The sequence below is a fragment of the Tsuneonella mangrovi genome (assembly GCF_002269345.1).
Taxonomy (GTDB): Bacteria; Pseudomonadota; Alphaproteobacteria; order Sphingomonadales; family Sphingomonadaceae; genus Tsuneonella; species Tsuneonella mangrovi.
Genome location: NZ_CP022889.1, coordinates 1631550 through 1654875, shown reverse-complemented (window position 1 = coordinate 1654875; position 23326 = coordinate 1631550). Strand labels below are relative to the sequence as shown.

Annotated in this window: 19 protein-coding genes; 13 read left to right on the top strand and 6 right to left on the bottom strand. The window is 63.1% G+C overall.

The features are described 5' to 3' along the window. Positions 1-17 precede the first annotated feature (17 nt). The 11 genes from CJO11_RS08085 (at position 18) to CJO11_RS08035 (ending at position 11512) form a co-directional block, all read left to right on the top strand. Positions 18-1055, top strand: a complete 1038-nt coding sequence (locus CJO11_RS08085) for an SDR family NAD(P)-dependent oxidoreductase (RefSeq protein WP_095012255.1) — start codon at positions 18-20, stop codon at positions 1053-1055. Continuing rightward, positions 1052-2200: a polysaccharide biosynthesis C-terminal domain-containing protein gene (locus CJO11_RS08080; protein WP_095013296.1), complete on the top strand. Its 1149-nt coding sequence runs from the start codon at positions 1052-1054 to the stop codon at positions 2198-2200. The genes CJO11_RS08085 and CJO11_RS08080 overlap by 4 nt, the downstream gene beginning before the upstream one ends. A 73-nt stretch (positions 2201-2273) precedes the next feature. Beyond that, positions 2274-3209, top strand: a complete 936-nt coding sequence (locus tag CJO11_RS08075) for a class I SAM-dependent methyltransferase (protein WP_205651049.1) — start codon at positions 2274-2276, stop codon at positions 3207-3209. Further along, on the top strand, positions 3206-4360 hold the full coding sequence (gene wecB / locus CJO11_RS08070) for a non-hydrolyzing UDP-N-acetylglucosamine 2-epimerase (RefSeq protein WP_095012253.1): 1155 nt from the start codon (positions 3206-3208) through the stop codon (positions 4358-4360). Before CJO11_RS08075 ends, wecB begins: the two co-directional genes overlap by 4 nt. Before the next feature lie 13 nt (positions 4361-4373). Then, positions 4374-4967, top strand: coding sequence for a sugar transferase (locus CJO11_RS08065; protein ID WP_095012252.1), 594 nt, complete (start codon positions 4374-4376; stop codon positions 4965-4967). Then, a complete protein-coding gene (locus CJO11_RS08060) occupies positions 4964-6187 on the top strand; it encodes a glycosyltransferase family 4 protein (RefSeq protein ID WP_095012251.1) in 1224 nt (407 codons plus the stop codon). The genes CJO11_RS08065 and CJO11_RS08060 overlap by 4 nt, the downstream gene beginning before the upstream one ends. Further along, positions 6184-7083 carry a sulfotransferase family protein gene (locus CJO11_RS08055; RefSeq protein ID WP_095012250.1) on the top strand — a complete coding sequence of 300 codons (900 nt, stop codon included), beginning with the start codon at positions 6184-6186 and terminating at the stop codon, positions 7081-7083. Before CJO11_RS08060 ends, CJO11_RS08055 begins: the two co-directional genes overlap by 4 nt. After that, complete coding sequence (locus CJO11_RS08050) at positions 7080-8222, top strand: DegT/DnrJ/EryC1/StrS family aminotransferase (RefSeq protein WP_276270513.1); 1143 nt, start codon at positions 7080-7082, stop codon at positions 8220-8222. The genes CJO11_RS08055 and CJO11_RS08050 overlap by 4 nt, the downstream gene beginning before the upstream one ends. 35 nt (positions 8223-8257) lie before the next feature. After that, positions 8258-9013, top strand: a complete 756-nt coding sequence (locus tag CJO11_RS08045; protein WP_095012248.1) for a sulfotransferase domain-containing protein — start codon at positions 8258-8260, stop codon at positions 9011-9013. Continuing rightward, the gene (locus tag CJO11_RS08040) at positions 9010-10233 is read left to right on the top strand and encodes a hypothetical protein (RefSeq protein WP_095012247.1); all 1224 of its coding nucleotides are present in this window, start codon (positions 9010-9012) and stop codon (positions 10231-10233) included. Before CJO11_RS08045 ends, CJO11_RS08040 begins: the two co-directional genes overlap by 4 nt. Then, entirely contained in the window at positions 10220-11512 is a 1293-nt protein-coding gene (locus CJO11_RS08035; RefSeq protein WP_095012246.1) for a hypothetical protein, read from the top strand. Before CJO11_RS08040 ends, CJO11_RS08035 begins: the two co-directional genes overlap by 14 nt. Positions 11513-11527: 15 nt before the next feature. Here CJO11_RS08035 and CJO11_RS08030 read toward each other — a convergent pair whose 3' ends face one another. The 6 genes from CJO11_RS08030 to CJO11_RS08005 form a co-directional block, all read right to left on the bottom strand. Next, complete coding sequence (locus CJO11_RS08030) at positions 11528-12742, bottom strand: hypothetical protein (protein WP_150125001.1); 1215 nt, start codon at positions 12740-12742, stop codon at positions 11528-11530. A gap of 136 nt (positions 12743-12878) precedes the next feature. Further along, a complete protein-coding gene (locus CJO11_RS08025) occupies positions 12879-14126 on the bottom strand; it encodes a hypothetical protein (RefSeq protein ID WP_095012244.1) in 1248 nt (415 codons plus the stop codon). Beyond that, the gene (locus CJO11_RS08020; protein WP_095012243.1) at positions 14126-16336 is read right to left on the bottom strand and encodes a GumC family protein; all 2211 of its coding nucleotides are present in this window, start codon (positions 16334-16336) and stop codon (positions 14126-14128) included. The genes CJO11_RS08025 and CJO11_RS08020 overlap by 1 nt, the downstream gene beginning before the upstream one ends. Before the next feature lie 11 nt (positions 16337-16347). Beyond that, complete coding sequence (locus tag CJO11_RS08015) at positions 16348-17043, bottom strand: polysaccharide biosynthesis/export family protein (RefSeq protein ID WP_240504366.1); 696 nt, start codon at positions 17041-17043, stop codon at positions 16348-16350. 82 nt (positions 17044-17125) lie between these two features. Then, positions 17126-18514 carry an O-antigen ligase family protein gene (locus CJO11_RS08010; protein WP_169829161.1) on the bottom strand — a complete coding sequence of 463 codons (1389 nt, stop codon included), beginning with the start codon at positions 18512-18514 and terminating at the stop codon, positions 17126-17128. A gap of 97 nt (positions 18515-18611) precedes the next feature. Then, positions 18612-20615, bottom strand: a complete 2004-nt coding sequence (locus tag CJO11_RS08005) for a polysaccharide biosynthesis protein (protein WP_240504365.1) — start codon at positions 20613-20615, stop codon at positions 18612-18614. 332 nt (positions 20616-20947) lie between these two features. Here CJO11_RS08005 and CJO11_RS08000 point away from each other — a divergent pair, with 332 nt between their 5' ends. Further along, on the top strand, positions 20948-21943 hold the full coding sequence (locus CJO11_RS08000) for an NAD-dependent epimerase/dehydratase family protein (protein ID WP_095012241.1): 996 nt from the start codon (positions 20948-20950) through the stop codon (positions 21941-21943). Between the two features lie 72 nt (positions 21944-22015). Then, positions 22016-23326, top strand: a complete 1311-nt coding sequence (locus tag CJO11_RS07995; RefSeq protein ID WP_095013293.1) for a UDP-glucose dehydrogenase family protein — start codon at positions 22016-22018, stop codon at positions 23324-23326.

Genomic DNA, 23326 nt, shown 5'->3' with positions numbered 1-23326 from the left:
ATTTCGATTGGCTGGCAATGACTTCATCCCTGCAAACCGTGCTCATTACCGGCGGCACCGGCTCGTTCGGAAAGACGATGCTGACGGGCCTCCTCGAACAGGGCTTGAGCGAGATCCGCGTGTTCAGCCGCGACGAGGAAAAGCAGGACGCGCTGCGCAACCGGCTCGGCGATCCACGGGTGCGGTATTACATCGGCGACGTGCGCGACCGTGACAGCGTCAACCGTGCGATGCACGGGGTCGATGCGGTGTTCCACGCCGCCGCGCTCAAGCAGGTGCCGAGCTGCGAATTCTTCCCGTTGGAAGCGGTGCGGACCAACATCGTCGGCTCCGAAAACGTCATTCGCTCGGCGATCGACAACAAGGTCGCCAGCGTCGTCTGCCTTTCGACCGACAAGGCGGTGATGCCGATCAACGCGATGGGCATGTCGAAAGCGATGATGGAAAAGCTCGCCCAGGCTGCGGCGCGCGAGATCGGGCGCGATGCCGCGACCACCGTCAGTTGCGTGCGCTATGGCAACGTCATGTATTCGCGCGGCAGTGTGATTCCGCTGTTCATCCAGCAGATCAAGGCCGGCAAGCCGATCACCGTGACCGAACCCAACATGACCCGGTTCCTGATGCCGCTGCGCGACAGCGTGGCGCTGGTTCGTTTTGCGTTCGAACACGCGCGGCAGGGCGACCTGTTCGTGAAGAAGGCCCCGGCTTCGACCATCGCCGATCTCGTGACCGCGCTGATCGAGCTGTTCGAAGTGCCGAACCACGAAGTGCAGGTGATCGGCTGGCGGCACGCCGAGAAGCTCTACGAAACGCTCGCCAGCGCGCAGGAGCTGACGACGGCCGAGGATCTCGGCGACTACTATCGGCTGCGGCTCGACGAGCGCGACCTCAACTACAACGCCTATTTCTCCGAAGGCGAGCAAGCGACCGCCGCGAAAGAAGATTTCCATTCGCACAATGCCGAGCGGCTCGATGTCGCCGGGGTGAAGGCGCTGCTGTTGAGCCTGCCCGAAGTCGAGGCCGAACTCGCCGCGTGGAAGGAAGCGCGGGCGTGAAGATTGCCGTTACCGGCGCGAAAGGCCTGCTCGGCTGGCACGCGTCGGCGCGGCTGCACGCGACCGCATGCGCTGCATGCTTCCGCAAGGAAGATCCGCCGCACGAGCTGGTGACGATCGACCGGGCGACATTTGCCGATCCCGCCAGACTCGCCGCAGCGCTCGACGGGGTCGAAGCAGTGCTGCACTTTGCCGGCGTCAACCGCGGCCCGGAAGACGAGGTCGAAGCGGGCAATCCCGCGATCTCCCGCGCGTTGGTGGCCGGGTGCGAAACAGCAGGCGTGAGGCCGCATGTCGTCTACGCCAATTCGACCCACGCCGCGCGCGACACGTTCTATGGCCGGTCGAAACGGATTGCGGGCGAAGTGCTGGCGGGGTTCACCGATCGTTATACCGACCTGGTGCTGCCGCACATTTTCGGCGAGTGTGCGCGGCCCTACTACAACAACGTCACCGCCACCCTGATCGACCAGATCTGGCAGGGGGAAGAACCGACGATCAACCCAGATGGACGCGTCCAGCTGCTCCACGCTGGAGCCGCCGCGCAGATAGCGATCGATGCCGTGCTCGACGGCACTGCCGGAACGCTCGCGCCCGAAGGCCGCGATACCGCGATTACCGAACTCTACGACAAGCTCTCCGGTTTCCACGCGCTCTATACCGCCAACGTGTTTCCCGATCTCGATGATCCGTTCGACCTCGCGCTGTTCAATTCCTATCGCACCGGCGGTTATCCGCAGCACTACCCGCGCATGCTCAAGGTCAATGCCGATCCGCGCGGCGTGCTGTTCGAGAGCGCGAAGGGCGGCAATTGTGCGCAGAGTTTTCTCTCGACCACCCTGCCCGGGCAGAAGCGCGGCGATCATTTCCACTTCGACTTGGTGGAGCGGTTCCTGGTGGTCCACGGCGATGCTACCATCCGCATCCGCAAGGTGCTGACCGACGAGGTCCACGAGTTCGAAGTATCAGGTGGCGCTCCAGCGGCGATCGACATGCCGCCGCTGCATACCCACAATATCGAGAACCGTGGCGAGGGCGAGGTGATCACGTTCTTCTGGGCGCACCGGCTGTTCGACCCGGCCAATCCTGACACATACGCCGATCCGGTAGGTCCGATCGCCGAAGCCGCTGAAGGAAAGACCTGACATGTCCGGCCCGAAGACGTGCACGACCCCGTCCGCATGCCACCTTTGCAGCGGTGGGGCGCCAAGCAGTGTGGTGCTCGACCGGTTCAACGGCCATGATTACGGTCATTGCCGGTGCCTGAAATGCGGCATCACATTCGACAGCAACGTCAACGAAATCGCCGACGAAGTGCTCGACAAGAAGCGGATCGACGACATCGGCGATCGTGAAGCCTACATGCACTTGTTCGTCGAGACCTGGCAAATCGCCGATGCCGACACCGACGATATCTACCCCGACTTCGACTGGGAGGACAACGCATCGGTACGTCAAGGGGTGGCGCGCCATGTTACCGATGCGATTGCCCGGCACCGGGACGATCCGACACCACCGCGGTTGCTCGATGTCGGCTGCGGCAACGGGTTCACGACGGTCGAATTCGCCGCTGCGTTCGGCAAGGACAACCTGATCGGGATCGATCCGAGCCCGATGGTGGCAGGGTTGACAAGGAAGCACGGTATCGCCGCGGTGCGCGGGACGCTCGACACGGTCGATCTTCCTGCGGAATCGTTCGACGTCGTCGTGATCCTCGGCAATTTCATGCTCCACCGTGATCCATATTTCACATTATCCGAGAGCCGGCGCGTCCTCAAACCGGGCGGGATCATCGTGGTCGACTACAAGAACATCGACAGTTCGCTACGCAAGGCTGCGGGGCTGATGGCACGGCTTTGGCCGGGCAAGCTCTCACGCAATTCCTTCATCCAGCGCAATTTCGTGAATATGCGATTCGGGTTCAATCGCGCGTTTTTTCGCGGGATGATGGACAAAGTCGGGTTCGAGATTCTCGAGGACTATTCGAAGCCGCCGCGACTGCTCGAATTTTCCAACGCCAGCGGCTATCAATCGGGGATCAAGGGGCTGGTGTGGCGGCTGACCGACTGGGTCGATCGATTGAGCGACGATCGCGCCTGGATCCAGGTTACTGCCCGCAAGCCCGCTGCAGGCAATCCCGGGGCACCACAATGACGAGGCTCAAGGTCACCACCGTTCTCGGCACACGGCCCGAGATCATCCGCCTGTCGCGAGTCATGGCGCGGCTCGACGAGCACGTCGATCACCGGATCGTCCACACCGGGCAGAACTGGGATTACGAACTCAACGAGGTGTTCTTCAGCGATCTCGGGGTGCGCCAGCCGGACAATTTCCTCGGCGTCGATACCTCCAGCCTTGGCTCCGTGCTCGGCGGGATCCTGGTCGAGGTCGAGAAGGAGCTGAAAGCCAACCGTCCCGACGCAGTGCTGGTGCTGGGCGACACCAACTCGGCGATCGCGGCGATCATGGCCCGGCGGATGAAGATCCCGGTCTATCACATGGAAGCAGGCAACCGCAGCTTCGACCGCAACGTGCCCGAAGAGACCAACCGGCGGCTGGTCGACCACATCTCGGACTTCAATCTCGTCTATACGGAGCACGCCCGGCGGCACCTATTGTCCGAAGGAATGCAGCACCGCCGCGTCTACCTCACCGGATCGCCGATGCGCGAAGTGCTCGAGCATTACCGCGCGCAAATCGAAGGGTCCGACGTGCTTGCCCGGCTCGGGTTGGAAAAGGGCAAGTATTTCATCGTCTCGCTCCACCGCGAGGAGAACGTCGACAGCAAGGAACGGTTGGCGCAGCTCGCGAATGCGCTCAACACGCTGGCCGAGCGGCACGACATGCCGGTGATCGTCTCTACCCACCCGCGCACCCGCAAGCGGCTCGACGCGATGGATGGACTCAAGCTCGATCCGCGCATTCGCGACATGAAACCGTTCGGGTTCCACGACTACAACAACCTGCAGATGAACGCGTTCTGCGCGATCAGCGACAGCGGCACGATCGCCGAGGAATCGAGCATGCTCGACTTTCCCGCGATCACTCCGCGCGACGCGATCGAGCGTCCCGAAGCAATGGATACCGGCAATATCGTCGTCACCGGGCTCGACAGCGGGACCATCGGCGAAGCGGTCGACCTGGTAACTTCGATCCACGCCGAACGCCAGGCAAAGGGCGAGCGCTGCCCGCTGCCCGAAGACTATGCCATCCTCAACACCTCCGAACGGGTCGTGAAGTTGATCGTCGGCACCGCCCGCCTGTCGAACGGGTGGGACGGGATTCGCATGCACGATTACATCTGAGCGACCGAGGGCCATGAACCGCAGGCAAGAAGCCATCAAGCGCGCGTTCGACATGGTTGGCGCGGCAGCCGGGCTGGCATTCACCTGGCCGGTGATCGTGGTCGCGGCGATCGCCGCGCGGCGCGACACCGGAGCCAGCGGGATCTTCTCGCAGCAGCGCATCGGCCGGAGCGGACAGCCGTTCACGATCCGCAAGATCCGTACCATGCGCGCGGTCGCAGGGACGCACATCACCACGGCGGGCGATGCGCGGATCACGCCGCTCGGTGCATTCTTGCGCCGCTCGAAGATCGACGAACTGCCGCAGCTGTGGAACGTGCTCAAGGGCGAGATGAGCTTCGTCGGCCCGCGCCCCGACGTGCCCGGCTATGCCGACCGGCTCGAAGGCGAAGACCGCAAGGTGCTCGACCTCAGGCCCGGGATCACCGGCCCGGCGACGCTCAAGTACCGCGACGAGGAAGCGATCCTTGCCGCGCAGGCCGACCCGGTGGCTTACAACGACAGCGTGATCTGGCCCGACAAGGTCGCGATCAATCGCGATTATCAGGATAACTGGAGCCTCGCGGGGGACATCTCGCTGATCTGGCGAACGGTGACGGGGAAATGAAAATCCTCATCCTCTACCGTCATTTCTGGCCCGACAGCCCGCCCTATGCGGCGATGCTGCGCTCGATCGGGCGGAGGCTTGTTGCAGAGGGCCACGAAGTGACGGTGTGGTGCGAGAAGCCGTGCTACAAGCTCGGCGATTTTGCGCTCGATGCCCCGGCGCGCGAGACGCTCGACGGGATCCGGGTCGAACGGATGGGGCGGCTGCCGTTCTCGCGCCGGTCGGACCTCGTGCGGCTCGCCGGGAAGTTGGCGTTCGTCCCCCGCCTGATCGGAAAAGCGCTGCTGCGGCGTCTCGGTGGCGAGCGTTACGACCTCGTCTGGACCGCGACGATCCCGCCGGTGATGCAAGGCTGGGCCGGGCGCGTCGTGGCGCAGTTGTTCGGCGCAAGGCTGCTCTATCATTGCCAGGACCTCTATCCCGAACTTGCGAACTTCATGGGGATGTGGCCCGAGCGCGGGCTCGCCAGCCGCCTTCTCGCCCCGATCGAACGAAACACCCGCAACCGGGCGGCGGCGCTGGTCACTTTGTCGGACGACATGGCGCAGACCGCGCGGGGGCTGGCCCCCGGTGCAAAGGTCGAGATCGTCAATAACTTCATGCTTGAGGATTTTGACGGCAGCGGCGAGACAGCGCCTGCCCCCGTCGAGCGTGCCGCCGGGGCACCGATCCGTATCGGGTTCGCGGGTAATATCGGCCAGTTCCAGGCGCTCGACAAAGTCGTCGGAGCGATGGAGTTGGTGGGTTCGGATGCAGGAATCGAGTTCGAGCTGATGGGCGACGGCAAGGCCAAGCCTTCGCTCCGGGCACAAGCGCATGGGATGGAACGGGTCCGGTTCCTCGACCACCGCCCGTTCGCTGAAGCGCAGCAAGCAATCGCGCGCTACGACCTCGGGCTGATCTCTGTCGAACCCGACATCTACCGGGTTGCCTACCCATCGAAGACTCTGACCTACCTTGGGCTTGGCGTGCCGCTGCTTGCGATCATCGAACCCGAGAGCGAGCTGGCGCGGATGATCGTGCGGGAAGATATCGGGTTCGTTGTCGGCGAACGCGACAGCAAAGCGATCGCCGCGCGGCTTGCCGAGGCGGTGGCAGCGCGCGATAGGCTGCCCGCGATGCGCGAACAGGCCAGGAAATACTACGACACGGTGATGTCCACGCAGGCCCGGCTCGACCAGTGGGCTGCGCTCCTCGCGCGGCTAGAGGAGGCCCGATGAGCGCGTCGCGCTACACTCCGCTGGTGATTGTCGGCGCTGGCCGCTCGGGCACCAATATGCTGCGCGACTGCCTCACCGCGCTGCCCGGATTTGCGACGTGGGACTGTGACGAGATCAACCCGGTCTGGCGACACGGGCATTTCTTTCGCCGCGACGACGAACTCGCCCCTTCCGATCTAACGCCTGCAGGCGAACGGACTATCCGTCGCGCGTTCGACAAGGTCGCGCGGGCCAATCCGGGTACCCGTTTCGTGGTCGAGAAGACCTGTGCCAACAGCTTGCGGTTGCCGTTCGTCGATGCCGCGCTGGGCGGGGAAGCGGGTGGTGCGCGCTATCTCGAAATCGTCCGGGACGGTCGCGACGTCGTGCCGTCCGCCATGAAGCGCTGGCGCGGAGAGCTCGAACTCGATGCGGGCGACTATTTCTTTGCCAAGGCGCGCAATACCCCGCTGCTCGACCTGCCGCTCTACATGGCTGCGTTCGCGCTGACGCGGACGAAGAAGCTTGTCGGCAAGAGCGACAGGCTGAGCTTGTGGGGCCCGCGCTATCGTGGGATCGCCAGCGATCAAGGCTTACCGCTCGCGCGGATCTGCGCGCGCCAGTGGTCGGCCTGTGTCGATCGCAGCGACGCGTTCCTGCAGACCCTGCCAGCCGATCGCTGGCTGCGGGTGAGGTACGAGGATTTCGTTGCAAATCCGCGCAGCAAACTCAAAGAGATACTGGCGTTTCTCGGCGTAAGCGCCGATGACAGCGAAATTGCCGCGGTAACCTCTGGCATCCGCACGGGCAGCGTTGGCAGGAGCCGTTCGCCGCAGGCGCAGGCGGCCATCGCCGAGGCGCTGCCGGACATGGCAAAAACTCTGGAACGGCACGGATATACGGGAGCGAACGCGTGAGGATCTGGCTATCGCGACCGCACATGGGCGGCACCGAGCAGGACCATGTGGCCGAGGCGTTTGCTTCGAATTTCATCGCGCCGCTCGGGCCGCAGCTCGATGCGTTCGAGCGCAAGTTCGAGGAATACCTCGGCGGCGGAGTGCATTGCGCCGGCCTATCGAGCGGATCGGCAGCGCTGCACCTGGCGCTCCACATGCAGGACCTGCGGCCGGGCGACGAAGTGTGGGTCAGTTCGATGACCTTTGCCGGGGGCGTGTTCCCGATCCTATACGAGCAGGCGACACCGGTATTCTTCGACCTCTCGCCGACCAGTTGGACGGTCGACCCCGACCTGCTCGGCGAAGCGCTGGCCGATGCCGCAAAAGGGGGGCGTCTGCCCAAGGCGATCGTGCCGACCGACCTCTATGGGCAGAGCTGCGACATAGCGGCGATCGAGCCGCTGGCGGCGCAATACGGAGTCCGGCTGATCGTCGATAGCGCCGAGTCCGCCGGGGCGCGGTGCGGTGAGCGGATGGCGGGAACCGGCGGCGACATGGCGATCCTCTCGTTCAATGGGAACAAGATCATCACCACCGGCGGAGGAGGGATGCTGGTTTCGCGCGATTCCAAGTGGATCGAGCGCGCACGGTTCCTCTCCACCCAGGCGCGCGATCCGGCACCGCATTACGAACACTCGGTCTACGGTTTCAACTACCGGATGGGTAACGTGACCGCGGCGATCGGGATCGGCCAGCTCGACGTGCTCGACCAGCGGGTGGAGCAACGCCGGGCGATCTTCCAGCGCTACCGGGATGCGCTTGGCAGCTATCCGGGGGTCACCTTCATGCCCGAACCCAACTGGTCGCATTCGACCCGCTGGCTATCGGTGATGACGGTCGACCCGGCGCAGGCCGGGATCACCCGTGAGGATATTCGCGCCGGCTTGCTCGAACACGAGATCGAATCGCGGCCGATGTGGAAGCCGATGCACACCCAGCCGCTGTTTGCCGGCACTCGCTATTTTGGCAGCGGTTTCGACGAGCGGCTGTTCGCGACCGGGCTGTGCCTGCCGTCAGACACCAGCATGAGCGAAGTTGAACAAGGCGAAGTTATCGAGCGGATCGCTGCAATGTTCGACCGCGGCCACGCTCGCAGCTAGACTTGGCGACTGGATTGGGATTGGTGCCCGGGTAGATGGTGTTTCTGTCGAGAGTTCCGCTTCACGCTGCGCGCTATGCGCACCAAAAGCTCAATCCGTTGCTGTTCAGCACGCTGAGCATCAACGAGTATCCCAAGTCGGGCGGCACCTGGGTGTGCCGGATGCTGCGCGACGTGACCGGGTACCGGTTCGACGACAACGCAATCCCGCGGCCCGGCCCTGCCATCGTCAAGTACCACCGCCTGCCGCTCGGCGTTTCCCCGCTCGCAGTGATCGTACGCGACCCGCGCGACGTGTTCGTATCGCTGTTCCATCATTCGAATGCCGTATTCGAAGACGATCCCTTCAATTCCGAGATCGTCGAGGTGACGCATTCGGAAGTTTTCGATTCTGCCGCGAGCGAACACGAGCGGCTGGCGGCTTTCGTAGCGCGCCAGCTCTCGCAGCCGATCTACCCGCGCTTCTCGTGGCATGCGTTCTACGAGCATTTCAGCGCGCGCGGCGTGCCGATCTTCCGTTATGAGGATTTCCGCTCGAACCCGGCTGATACGTTGGCCCAATTGCTCGAACGGGTTGGGGTCGTGGCTGCTGCGGACCGGTTGGCGGAAGTCGCCGAGACACATTCGATCGAGACGATCCTCGCGCGCCGCGAAACGGAAGGCGATGCGGGCGGAAGCAACTTCATACGGCGCGGGAAAGTCGGCGGATTTGCGGATACTCTCGATCCGGCCTCGATCGCGCTGATCGAGGCGGCCGAAGGTACTACAATGCGCAAGTTCGGATACCTTTGACGGCGCGTCCAACTCTTGCGCGCCTGACGGCGCTCGCCCGGCGGACGCTGGCGTCTGCTTCTTACACGGCGGCAAGTTTCGTCGCCTCGTTCGTATCGGTCTCGCTGATTGCGCGCGGTTTAGGAGTCGAGCCGCGCGCCGGGTTCTTCCTGTTCCTTGCGCTCTATTCGCCGCTATCGACCGTGATGGCGCAGCGGATCCTGTTGTCGATCTACCAGGACGAGCGTCGCTCGCGAACCTCCGCCTGGATCGAGGAAGGCTTGCAGTTCGCCGCCTCGATCGCGATCATCGCACTTGCGACTGATCGCCATTTCAGCGTGTTTGAATCGGTCATCCTAGCAAGTACAGTGTTCAGCCAGATCCATGCCACCGCCGCCGCCGGGTCGATCCAGCATCGCACCGGCAATGCCTCGAACTGGGCGGGCGTGGTGCTTGCGATGGCGGTTGTGCGTATTGCGGTGACCTGGGTCCTGCTCGGCGAGGGACCGGTGGTGGCCTTTTCGGCGGGTTCCTATGCTTACCTGCTGGCAATGCTGGCGGTGCACCGGATCGTCTTTCGCAGTGACCTTGACGATGCAGGTCGCCACGCAGACGATGAAGCGAACCGGTCCCGTTGGATCGACCGGACCGCTTCGCTGGCATTTTTCGCGATCAGCGCAGTGATGTTCCAGGTCGACAAATACGCCCTGAGCGGCGTGCATCGTTCCCTCGAACTGGCCAGCTCCGGCGCACTGACCTTGCTTCTGCTCAGCCCGCTTTCGCTATTGTTCGCGACGCTCTATCGCACGCGCACTCGCGAGCTATTTGCCAACTCGACCGGTGCGCACGGCAAATCGCCGGTAGTCGCGGCGATCGCCGGTCAGTTCTCGCTCGGCACGCTGGGATACGTCGGGGTGCTGGCTGCCCTGTGGAGCAGCGCGGTCATGCTGGCGTTTCCGTTCTTGTCGGTATCGGCGGCGGCCGTCGCGCTGTTCGTGCTTGCGATCGTTGCTGACCGGCTGGGGACGCTGATCGTCTTCGCATTGCGATCATGGCGCCATTACCTCGCCGCCGCACTGTGGAAGGCAGCGTCGGTAGCGGCGATCTACCTGGTTGTCCGGAGCGTAGCCGGATGGCAGTCGCTCGAGGCGATCTACACGCTGTATTTCGCAAGTTGCCTCGTCTACTGCTTGGCAGCCTTCGCGATCATCGCGGTCTGGGAGCGACATGCCGAAACGTAGCAACCAGTTCACGCCGGTCATGTGGCTGATCTTTGCGCTGTCGATATTCGAGCTTGCGATCCGCCTGCCGTACCTGGTCCTGATTTATCGCGACCCCTACACCCCGGCGGCAATGCGCTTCCAGTATTTCGGGATATACGATCCTGTGCGGGTCATGGTCGACGGCACTCTGATGGTCGCGATCGCCCTGATCCTGGCATTCCTGGCTCATGCGCTGGTGCCGCTTCGTCCGGTCGCTCGGCAGTTTCGCGATCGGGTCGTACGGTTGACCTGGCCGTTTTACTTCGTGGCGGCCGGGACGGTCGTCGCAGCGGTTCTTGGAGCCTATGTCCTGGGTTTCAGCGAAATCGCCCAGAACCTTTCAGCCAAGCGCGATCTCGACTCGTCGGATTCGGGTATCCTGCTGTATATCTTACTGAAGGCGTCGCTGTTCAGCCACGTGCTCGTGTCTTTGAGCTACATGGCTTACCTTTCGACCCATCACCGCAAGTACCTGGTGATGGTGGGCGGGTTCGCCTTAGTCACGCTGGTCATTTCGGTGATCTTCTCGCAGCGTGCGATGCTGTTCGTCCTCGGTTTCGAGCTGATCTACGTGACCTGGCTCTACCGCCGCCTGAACGTCCGCAAGCTCGTGATGTACGCTGCGCCGTTTGCCGCCGCGCTGGTTGCGATCGGTATCTTCCGGGCGAGCAACCAGCAGGGAATGGGGCTCTACGATTCGATCCTGTTCGGGCTCGATAAGGTTATGAGCACCCGGTACTTCATGAATATCAGCAAGGTCGGAGCGGTCTACGAATGGCAGAGAGTGGCAGGGCAGATCGACTTCCTCAGCCTGAATTTCCTGGTCGAGCCCTTCGACCCGAACCACACCATATACTTCAAGGACATCGGTCGCATGGTTAGCTCCGAAGTGTTCGGGGTCGATACCTCGGGCGTAACCTTGGGGGCGGTGTCCGAAGCGGTACTTTCGTTCGGTCCGCTGGTGGGGGCGGTGTTCTGCTTTGCGATGTTCGTCGGTGTGTTTCTTGCCGAGAAGAAGATGCTTGAATATCGCAGGTTATCGTTGCTGGTGTTCTTTGCCGTCGCCAAGGTGCCGATCCTGCTCAATACGTCGCTGGGCTCGTATGTGTATCAGGTTGTGCTGGAGTCGGTCCTGCTGCTGCTCTTGTTGCCCGGGGTTGTGTTTGCCCGTCCGGTCTATCGCAAAATGCGCCGAGAGCCCCGCGGTAAGCGCGCGCCCGGTCCGCGACCCCAGCCATCCGGTGCGGTTCCGGGCTGATCGCTCTCGTGCACGTCAAGCACAGGTTACCGTACCGGTCCGACGCGCTTCGATCCTGCCTTGCGCGGTCGATACCGTGCACGGGACATCGCGGCTGTTGTTGACCAGCAGCGGGTAGGTCGGTGCTGGTGAACGCAAGTCGAGACCCGCCAGCGAGATGTCTTCCGCCTGCGAGATGTAGAGGTCGGCAAATGCGCCCCGGATACCAGCTCGGTTGAGCCCGTTGCCGTCAGCGACGTAGCCATCGAGCGAAATATTGCGGCAGAACTCGAGCGCGGTAATTTTCGCTCCGCCAAAGGCGCCCAGCAAGCGTTCGCCAACCTGGAGCTGGTGTCGCTTGATCCCGCCTAGCCAGACCTGGTTGCCGACAACCCGCAGCACCTTTGCTTCTCCGTGGCTGGTCATGCCCAGACTCGGGGTATCGGCCTGGAAGGCCGCCGGGTTATCGACTGTGGCAACCACGCCCCCTCCGCCGATTTGCAGGCCATGCCCGTCCGAGCCGGTCACGGTCACGTTGCGCATGGTCCCGTCGCGCGATCCGCGCACGATCGAGATGCCGTTCTCCCCTCCGTTGCGCGAAACGATGTTGGCCAGAGAAAAGCCCTGCACGTTCTGGAATGCGATCTGGTCGGCTGTGGCAGCGTTCTCGGCGGAATAACTCCCACCCGTCCCCAAGACAGTAACCCCGTCCATCGAAACATTGCGGACTGCCTGTCCACCTATGGTGGAGGAAACGAAGATGGGATAGATTTGCACGCCGGCACCATCGCGCACAGTAGTGTTGGTGATAGAGATATTCTGTGCCGGACGGGTATCGGAGCTGACGAAGTAGAGCCCGTATTTCCATCCGATAATGGTCACTCCGTCGCAAGTCAGCGTATCGGGCGCGGTTGCGTTCCACGCCGCCATCGCAACGTTTCCCGCGCAGTCGAGCGTGAGGTCGCGGATGCCGCAACCGGTCTGCCCGTCGGGTGTTTCGACAAGACTGCGTTTGAGCGCGTCGTTGCCAATCGGCGCGATCGCCCGGACAATCGTCTTTCCGGTGCCCGCAATGGTAACGCCGCCGGGCAGGATGATCGGCACGCGGGTGCCGTATACCCCATCGCCAAGTTGCAAGGTCCCGCCGCCGGAAGCGGCCAGTGCTGCGAGCTTGGCGTTGAGTGCAGGTCCGCTGTCGTCGGCTGGAGCGAGGCCCTGCGACGCACCGGCGCCAACATTGCCAGTGATCATCGCATAGGCCGCACCGCCGGAGGCCAATGCACTTCCAAGGAATATCCTGCGCGAGAGCATTTCCGTAACCTCTCACATGGTGTCGAGGATGGTCCGGGCGATCGATTCGTCCGGTCCACCGCGATCGATGGAGCGCCTAGCTTGGCTGCAGGCTCAGCTTGTTGATGGCAACATCGGTTGCGCCACCGGACTGCACGCTGAGTCGCAGTTGCAGCAGGTAGTCGCTGCATGCCCCGGTGATTGTGAACGAACCCGAAACGGTCGGTTGCCCGGTATCCTTGAAATCGGCGACCGGGCTCGAGGAATCGCTCGTCGCGCAGACCACGCGCGCTTCGACGTTGGGGCGTTGGCCGCCGGTCGGGTCGGGCACGAATGCCATGTCGAATGCGTATCTGCCCGGTTTCAACCTGAGCGCGCGATAGGCACCAATCCCGACCGAACCCGAACCGCCGGTGAGGATCATTTGCCTGGTTCCCGGATCGATCCCACCCGATTGCAGGCCGTTGGTCGGGAATGCCCATTCGACCGGCGGGAATTGCGGATCCCGGGACAGATCGACCGACCCAACGCGGTCAAGCGGTGGTGCCGACTTGCCAGCAAACTGGCGATAGAGCGTAAACGCTTCGTTCCATTCGTTGTTACGGGCTAGTCCGTTGACCAACATCCGGTCGAGCCGGTCCTGCGGCATGGCAACACCGGCCTTGTAGAGGTCCATCCGCAGCGTGGCAGCGTTCTTGAGCGAGTCGGGTGTATTGATCACCGTGTACCAGAAATGGGTCGCCCAAGGCGGGTTCTGCGCCAACTGCTTTTCGATTGGCCCAATGAACTGCGGCAACTGCAGCGTTTGCGCGAGTTTTGGCAGGAGAACGTCTTCGGCCTTCGAACTCGTCCGCAGCGCCAGGTCGTAGTGGTGCAGCACGCCGCTTAGGTCGTCGAGCTTGGCGTAGTCATTGACGAGCCACAGGTTGGCACCAGTGTCGCGCGCCGACAGGCCGATGGCCTCGCGCATGAGCGCGCGAGCGATCTTGGTGTCGCCCAACGCATCGCGCGCCATACCGGCGCTGCGCACGGCGATGACTTCGAGCGGAGATCGCGCAAAGCTGGCACGCGCGATTGCCAGCGCGTCGCGTGCTTCATCGTGGGTTGGCTGGCCATTATTGGCCAGTGTTGCCCGAGTCAGCAGGAATTCCGCTTCATGAGCGGCGGCCTCGCCGTTCCCGGGAGCGGCGGCAAAGGCCAGTTCGGGATTGAACTGGGCCATCGCCGTCGCGAATGCCTGCACACTGGCGAACCAGCCCAGCGCGGCCGCACCGAGCACGATGACCCCGGCACGAATCCAGGTCCGTCCGAGGCTGGGCGAATTGCCGTCAGACCCGCGGTCCATCAGGCTTCCTCTGGCTGCTGGTTCCCATAGCCGTAGCCATAACCGTAGCCGTAACCATAGCCGTATGATGCGTTGCGCGAATCGAGCTTGGTCACGATCGCACCGAAGATCGTTCCGTGGGCCGCACGGATCCGGTCGAGCGCAGTGCGGATTGCGCGCATCTTGGCGCCGTTGGCTTCGATCGTGAAGATCACGCCTTCAACCGCGCCTGCAAGCAGTGGAACGTCGGCTATACCGAGTACCGGCGGCGCATCGACGATCACGTGATCGAACTGCTGGAGCATCAGCGGAGCGAGCGTCTTCAGGCGGCCGTCGGCCAGAAGTTCGGCCGCATTCGGCGGCTGCGGTCCGGCGGTCATCACCGACAGGTTGGGAATGTCGGTCTGCTTTGCGAGTCTTGCCGTGTCGTCATCACCCGAGAGGAAGTTGCTGAGACCTTCGTGGTTGCGGATGCCGAGGAAGGTATGCGCCGACGGGTTGCGCATATCGGCATCGATCAGCAGCGTGCGCTTGCCCATGCGGGCAAACTGGCCCGCCAGCGCGAACGCCGAAGTCGACTTGCCCTCGTTCGGGCGCGAGCTGGTGAACAGCATCGACCGCGGCGCACCGTGGCTGGTGAGGAAGGTGAGGTTGGTCCCGATAGAGAAATAGGCCTCCGACACCATCGATTTGCGATCGCGGATATCGGCGAGGATATCGTCGTCTCCCACGTTGGGAACGAGCCCGAGCTGGGCCAGGCCGAGTGTCTTGCGGACATCGTCCGGGTCGCGCAGGCTTTGGTCGATCTGCTCGCGGGCATAGACGACCCCGAACGATACCAAAGAGGCCAATAGCAGCGAAAGAGCGAGGTTGAACGGCAGGCTGGGGCTGGACGGCGACTTGGGTGGATCTGCCTGGTCGACCACCGAAACGTTGTTTACCCCAACCCCGGCGACGCCGATCTCCTTGTAGCGCTGGAGCAGGCCGTTGTAGAGTTCGCGATTGGTATTCACGTCTCGCTGGAAGATGTTGTACTGGATCGCCGCGTTCTGCTGCACCAGGAAACGCTGCTTGAGTTCGGCAACCTGGGCCTTGAGTTCGTTTTCGCGATCAAGCGCTGTCTTGTAGGCATCGGCCTTGGCCGACGTTGCCCGGTTCTGTTCGGTCTTGATCGCTTGGTCGAGTGAATCGAGCTGTGAGGTCAGAGCCATCACTGCAGGATACTGGGGCTCGAACTGGGTCAGCAATTGTGCGCGCTGGGCGGCGACATCGGCGCGCTTGGTCCTCAGCGCCACCAGTGCGCCGTTGGTCAGCGTGTCGCCATCGGGGCCACCTTGATGCATCACGCTTTCGGCAGCGATGCGTGCTGCAGTGGCATCGGACAGTTCGTCATTAAGGGCTTCGAGATCGGCCGACACCATTGTCTTCTGGTCGGAAACCTGCCCGTCCGCATCGGTGCGTGACGATAGCGTGACAATCTGCTTGTCGGCCGCATAATTGACCAGGTTGCGTTCCGATTCCTCGAGCCGCGAGCGCAATTGCGCCAGCCGATCCTCAAGGAACTTGCGGGCGTCTTCGGTCGAATTGAACCGCCGGTCGAGAGTCCCGGCAACATATTGCTGGACCCAGGTGTTGGCGACCCGCGCGGACAGGTCGCGGTCCGGGCTGGTGAACTGGACGTCGACCAGGCTCGATCCGCGCACCGGCGAAATCTCGATATGCTTGAGCAGGATGTCGGTTGCCAGTTCAAGCCGCGCTGCGAGCAGTGCCCCGCTTGCCGGTCCGGTGGTCGAAACTTCGCCTGCAATCGGGAGATCGTCGGGATCGACCTTGAACGTGGCGAAGAAATTGTCGTCGTTGGCGAGGTTGAGCGCGCGCGCCACCCGTTCGGCCAGCGAGCGCGCCTCGAGCAGCGAATACTGCGTCTGGTAGAATTCCTCGTCCTTGTCGAAATTGTCCGGCTGGACCGATGCGACGTTGGTGACGTTCTCCTGCTGGCGGCTGATTTCGATCCGCGACACCGCGGTGTATTGCCGCGTGGCGAGAAGCGTTGCGACCAGCCCAAGCGCGATGAACCCGACGAAGATCGCAGCGATCCATATCCGGTTGGCGACGACCGCTCGCCATACTGCTTCGAGCAGTGGCGGCTTGCCGTGCGCGACCGACTCCTCGATCGGGGGGTATTCGTAGTCCGGGTCGAACCCTTCGGGATAGGCTACTTGATTGGTCATCGATCGGGGACTCAGAGCGTGCGGATCGCGAAGATTATCGGGGTGGTAATCAGCGACGAGCCCTGGAGAATATCCTTGAACAGGCGGCGTGCGCGCGAGGTGCTGACGATAATCACGTCGTTGGCATAAATTTCCGGATCGGCATAGTTGCCGCGGCGGATCCCTTCAAGGTTGTACAAACCGACCATCTGCTGGCCATCGACCTTGCGGAATACGACCACGTCGTCGAGCTTGGCGTATTCGTCTGCGCCGCCGGCCGTGGCAACCGCGCGCATGAGAGTCATTTTGCCGACGACGGGGTAAAGGCCCGGCTTGTTGACCTGGCCGTCGACGGTGATCACCTGGCTGACGGTTTCGGTCAGGTTGACGGTGACTTGCGGGTCGCGGACATATTTGCCGCGCAGCTTGTCGGCGATCGTTGCGGCCAACTGCTGCGGTGTCTGGCCGGCCGCCTGGACTACGCCGATCAACGGATACGAGAGCTGCCCCGCCGCATCGATCTGCACGTCGCGCTGGAGGTCCTCTATCCCGAACACATCGATATGCAGCTTGTCGAACGGGCCGATGAGGTAGTCGCGGGCAGAGGACACCATGTCCGCGGCGGTAGGTGCGGGAAGCCCGTTCGTGTCGGCGACCGCCACGTCCTTGCCACCGCCGAGTGGCGGATTCCCCGCACATCCGGTCAGCACAAGGAGGAGCAGCGCCAATAAACCGCGTAAAGCCATGATTTTCGTATTGATCCCTGAAACTATCGCGATGCTAGGCGTGATGAAATGCAGCGTAAAGCACTTAACGCTGTCCGCTTTGCGCCAGCCTGAACCCGCAATCGGCGATGACTGCAACCAAAATCGCAAAGAACGCCATCATTGCCGGGGTTCGCAGCGGGTAATCCACCGCGCTGGCAAGGCCAATCACCAGCACGATAAAGCCGGCGGCAAGGCCGCGATCGCGTAGCGGGCCGTCCGGCGCACGCCAGATCCCTCGCAAGCGAACGCCCAGCCAACCGATGAACCCGGCCAGCACCAGTAGTGCAGGTAGCCCGCCCTCGATCGCAAATTGTGCCCAGTCGTTGTGCGCCTGGTTGAGATAGCGGGGGCTGAGCAGGCTGACAGGTTCGAACAGGTGGTAGCTGTATTCGAACGATCCGAAACCCGAACCGAAGGGCAGGAAGCTCTTGGTCATGTGCCACAGGATTGGCACAAGTTGTGCGCGCAGGTCTGCGGTGTCCTCGCTCCCGATCGAATCGACCAGCCGATCGATCGACAGCGAGCGCGCCTGGATAACGGCGGCAACGACCACCAACGCGAGCGCGGTGGCTAGTCCGGCCAACACATACTTCCGGTCGATCCGCCACCGCGCAATGCGGAATTGGCGAGGTATCAAGCCGCTGTGCGATAGCAGCCACGCGCTGGCGATGCCGGTAAGCCCCAGAGCCAGCAATCCGGCTCGCGATCCGGTCACCAGTACCAGTACGAAGGTCAGGAGGAAGGTTCCTGCCCCGAACGCCAATCGGATCGGCGCGCGCACATCCTTGCGATCGACCGCGGTCATGTACCAGGTCGACAGCAAGACCATGCACGCAAGGAACACACCCTGGTGGTTGCGGTTAGCGAATAGTCCGACCGGCGAACCATCGTTGACCACGCGATAGGTGTAGAACGCGCTGCCGCTTCCGCCGGATATCTGCAGCATCCCGAGCAATGCAGAGCCGATCGCAACCATCAGGAACAGCGACAGCGCGCGCTTACGGAACGCGCGGTCCTGCACCGCATAGAGCAGCAAAGCAGCCGCCGGGACGGAAAGCGACATCAGGGCATTGACTGTCCTCTCGGGTGCCAGCGACAGCGGGCGGGCGAGATCCGTCATCCCCATAGTGGTGCCGATCTGGTCGACGATCCCGCGCTCGGGCAGGCCGCTCCACAGGCTGTGCGGAAGCGGGATGAGCTGCCCGATCATTACCATGGCGAGTAGCGCGAGCAGCGTCAGTGGGACAGCGAACGGACGCACGGTCTCGCGGTCGATTACGATCAGGGCATAGGCCCCCAGCGCGATCGCGAACGGGCGCAGGAAAGCAAGCGACTGAATGTCCGGGCGGGCACTTCCGCCCATCAGGAACGCCCCGATGACGAGGGTCGCGAAAACCCAGAAGCGCGCGCGTGGCGCCCCCAGCCGCTGCAAGAAGGAGCCCTTGCTGCGATGTCGCGAACTGCCGTGTGAGCCGCTGGGGCGATGCGACCGACGACGCGAAGTTATGCCGTTTGCCATGCGCTCTCCGTCAACCTGCCGCCGCCGCGTCGCCGCTGGCATTACCCGGGGCGTATTCGGGCACTAGCTTACGCATGATCGCGAGGGCGGTGTCGCGCTGCCCGGCCGCAATGGCCTCACGCATTTGCCCGAGCTTGGAAGTGAGTTCGGCCTCGGGGATCATATGCTCGGCCGAACGCATGATCTTGGCATGCTGGGTGGGCTCGCGGGTGTTGCCGATCAGCAGCTCTTCATAGAGCTTTTCGCCCGGGCGCAGCCCGATCTCGACTATCTCGATATCGCCATCTGGCCGTGCTTCGTCACGCACGGTCAATCCCGCGAGCTCGATCATCGTTCGGGCAAGGTCGAAAATCCGCACCGGTTCGCCCATGTCGAGGACGAAAACCTCGCCACCTGTCGCCATCGCGCCCGCCTGCATGACGAGCTGCGCGGCCTCGGGAATGGTCATGAAGTATCGGGTCACGTCGCGATGCGTCAGGGTGACCGGTCCGCCCGCCTTGATCTGCTGCTGGAAGCGCGGGACGACCGAGCCGCTAGAACCGAGTACGTTTCCGAAACGGACCATCGAAAAAATTGTCTCGTCGTCTTCGCCGCCTTTGCCTTCGTGCTTTATCGTCTCCGCGATCGCCTGGAGAACCAGCTCGCAAATCCGCTTCGATGCGCCCATCACGTTGGTTGGACGCACCGCCTTGTCCGTGCTGATCAGGATAAACCGCCCAACCTTGTGATGGCGGGCGGCGCGAGCCAGCGCCAGCGTTCCGAACACATTGTTGCCAAGGCCGTTGAGCGGGTTCGCTTCGACAAGCGGGACGTGCTTGTAGGCGGCGGCGTGGAAAACCGTGTCCGGACGATAGCGGGCGAAAATCCGTTCAACCCCATCGGTATCGGTGACCGACAGCAGCTCAGGGACAAGCTCGATTTGCTGGTCGTTCGCCGCGAGCCACGCGCGCAACTCGTCTTCGATCAGGTACAGCGCATGCTCGGTCATTTCGACCAGCACCAGCATCCGGGGGCGCAGCGCAATGATCTGGCGGCACAGCTCGCTTCCGATCGAACCGCCGGCGCCGGTGACCATCACCGCCTTGCCCACGACCGTCCGCGAAAGTAGCAGTTCGTTGGGCTGCACTGCATCGCGTCCCAGCACATCCTCGATCTGGATCTGGCGCAAGTCGCTGACCGAGACCTTGCCGTCGACCAGCTGGCCGAGGTCGGGCAGGGTCATTACTTCGACGTGGAACGGGCGCAGCTCGCTGACGATTTCGGCCCGGCGTGCGCGTGAAGTATTGGGCATCGCCAACAGGATCATGTCGACGTGGACCCGTTCGATCAGCTTTGCCAGCGCGCTGCTATGGTAGACCGGCAGCCCATCGAGCCGCTGCCCGTCGAGCCGCGCGTCGTCGTCGAGGAAGCCGATGACCGACAGTCCGGGATCGTGGCGCGACGACATCGCCAGCTGCTGGCCCGCGTTGCCTGCGCCGTAGACCAGCACGTATTTCATCTTCCCGCCGCGCCCGCGCGCATTGAGCAGGTCGGTAAGGATGTAGCGCGCGCCGATGCGGATCGCTGCCACCAGCAAAAAGAAGATCATCGGCTGCAGGAACGCCACGGTCCGCGGGATCTCGCGAATCCCGATGATCAGGAACACGACCAGCAGCGGCAGCGAGTAAATCGCCACCGCAGTTGCCAGCTGGGCGATCGTGCGGCCCCCTGAATAGCGGAAGATGCTGTGGTAGACGTGACGCCAGTAGAACACGGCCGTGAACAGCGGCACCGCAGCGCCGAGGAAGATCATCGGCGGCGCGAACGGGAACGAAAGTGCGCCGACGCGCAGCGAAAACGCCAGGAACACCGCCATCGTGCAGGCGACCAGGTCGAGGCCCCACACCAGCAGCCGCTTGCGAGGGCGGTCGATCGCCAGCAGCTTCAGGAATACGCCGAACACCAGGGCTTCGAAGCGGCCACCGGTCTCGACGGATTCGATTGCGGGGCGCGGCCGCCCCGAACTACCACCCACGATGTCATACCTCCCGATCGTCCGCACCAAAGCGCTCAGGAAAGGGGAAAGTTCCCCGCATTCGCTTGCTCGGTCCCCCCGTGCGGCGACGCGATGCCATCTTGCCCCAATTCAGCCGCAGGCCGCTACCGTGCGTCAAGCGGGCGGCTTAGCGGTGCCCCTTGGTGCAAGCAAGCCAATAAAGCCCCGCCTAAAGCACGATGGTCTTGCGAAAATCACCGCTACCGAGAGCGCTTAGGAACGGGTTGCGCCTGCGAAAGCGCTTGCGCTTAACGGCTTGGTGCGAAAGGTTCGGCTAAGGGCGTTGCCGCAATGGGAAAGGAAGCTGGCACGTGAGAATCCTGGTGACCGGCACGGCTGGATTCATCGGCGCTGCCGTCAGCGAGGCACTAGCGGCGCGCGGCGACAGCGTGCTGGGGATCGACAGCCTCAACGACTATTACCCGGCTTCGCTCAAGCGCGATCGCATCGCGCGCGTTTCAGCTGCGGAGGGCGATTTTGCCTTCACGCAAGTCGACTTCGCCGATCGCGGCGCGCTTTCTGCCGCGCTCGAAGGTGAGGAATTCGAGCGCATCGTCCACCTCGGCGCGCAGCCCGGGGTGCGTTACTCGCTCGAAAACCCGCACGCCTATGTCGAATCGAACATAGTCGGGCACCTCAACCTGCTCGAGTTTGCCCGCCAGCGCGAGGTCGGGCACATGGTCTATGCCAGCTCGAGCTCGGTCTATGGTGGCAACGACAAGGTGCCGTTCTCGGTCGATGACCGGGTCGACCACCCATATTCGCTCTACGCCGCGACAAAGAAGGCCGACGAGCTGATGAGCGAGACCTACGCGCACCTCTATCGCATCCCGCTCACCGGCCTCAGGTTCTTTACCGTCTACGGCCCCTGGGGGCGGCCCGACATGATGCCGTGGATCTTCACTTCGAAGATCCTAAAGGGCGAACCGATCCCGGTGTTCAATCACGGCCGGATGCAGCGCGATTTCACCTATATCGACGATATTGTCAGCGGCGTGCTTGCTTGTCTCGACGCACCGCCCGCAGATGACGGCACCGCCAAGCCGGGCGGCAGCGTGTCGCCGCACACGATCTACAACATCGGCAACAACCAGCCCGAAGAGTTGATGAAGGTCATCGGCGTGATCGAGCAAGCGTGCGGGCGAAAGGCGCAAGTCGAGATGCTGGGAATGCAGCCGGGCGACGTGCTGCGCACTTATGCAGATATTGACGCGATCGCCCACGACATCGGTTTTGCGCCTACCACGACGGTGGAGCAGGGCTTCCCCGCCTTCGTCGCGTGGTACAAGGACTACCACGGCCTCTAATCGCCGCTTGCGGTTGATCGGCAATGCCATGCGCCCTAGATGGCGCGCACCACGCGTTTCGAGGAATTACGCATGAAAATCGCAATGGTCGGCTCGGGCTATGTCGGGCTGGTATCGGGGGCCTGTTTTGCCGACTTCGGGCACGACGTGGTCTGCATCGACAAGGACCAGTCGAAGATCGACCGCCTGCACGAAGGGGTGATGCCGATCTACGAGCCGGGCCTCGATGCGCTGGTCGATGCCAACGTCAAGGCAGGTCGCCTGTCATTCACCACCGACCTTGCCGCGGGCATCAAGGATGCTGCGGCGATCTTCATCGCGGTCGGCACCCCGAGTCGCCGGGGTGACGGGCACGCGGACCTCAGCTTCGTTTATGCCGTGGCGCAGGAAGTCGGCGAGAGCCTCGCGAACGATGCCGTGGTCGTGACCAAGTCGACCGTGCCGGTCGGTACCGGCGACGAAGTCGAGCGGATCATTGCCGAGAGCGGCTGCAAGCACCGCGTGGCAGTGGTCTCCAACCCCGAGTTCTTGCGCGAAGGCGCCGCTATCGGCGACTTCAAACGCCCCGACCGGATCGTGATCGGCGCGGAAGACGACTTCGGGCGCGAAGTGATGAGCGAGGTCTATCGCCCGCTGTTCCTCAACGAATCGCCGATCCTGTTCGTCAACCGCCGGTCGAGCGAGCTGATCAAGTACGCCGCCAACGCCTTCCTCGCGACCAAGATCACCTTCATCAACGAAATGGCCGACCTGTGCGAGAAGGTCGGTGCAGACGTACAGGACGTGTCGCGCGGGATCGGGATGGACAACCGCATCGGCGCCAAGTTCCTCCACGCCGGCCCCGGCTATGGAGGGAGCTGCTTCCCCAAAGATACCCTCGCGCTGCTCAAGACTGCGGAGGACTTCGACAGTCCGGTGCGGATCGTCGAGGCGGTGGTCAAGGTCAACGACAGCCGCAAGCGGGCGATGGGCCGCAAGGTGATCGAAGCGCTCGGCGGAACCGAAGCAGCGCGCGGCAAGCGGGTCGCGCTGCTCGGCCTCACGTTCAAGCCGAACACCGACGACATGCGCGATTCGCCGGCCATCGCGATTGCCCAGGCATTGAGCGATGCGGGCGTCGAAATCGCCGCCTACGATCCTGAAGGGATGGAGCTGGCCAAGCCGTTGATGCCCGAAGTGACGATGTGCAGCGATCCCTATGCCGCGATCGAAGGCGCCGATACGATTGCGATCGTCACCGAGTGGGACGCGTTCCGCGCGCTCGACCTTGCCCGCGTCAAGCAACTCGCCAAGAAGCCGGTGATGGTCGACTTGCGCAACATCTACCGCCCGGAAGACGTGCGTGCGATGGGCTTTGCCTACACCAGTATCGGCCGGGCCTGA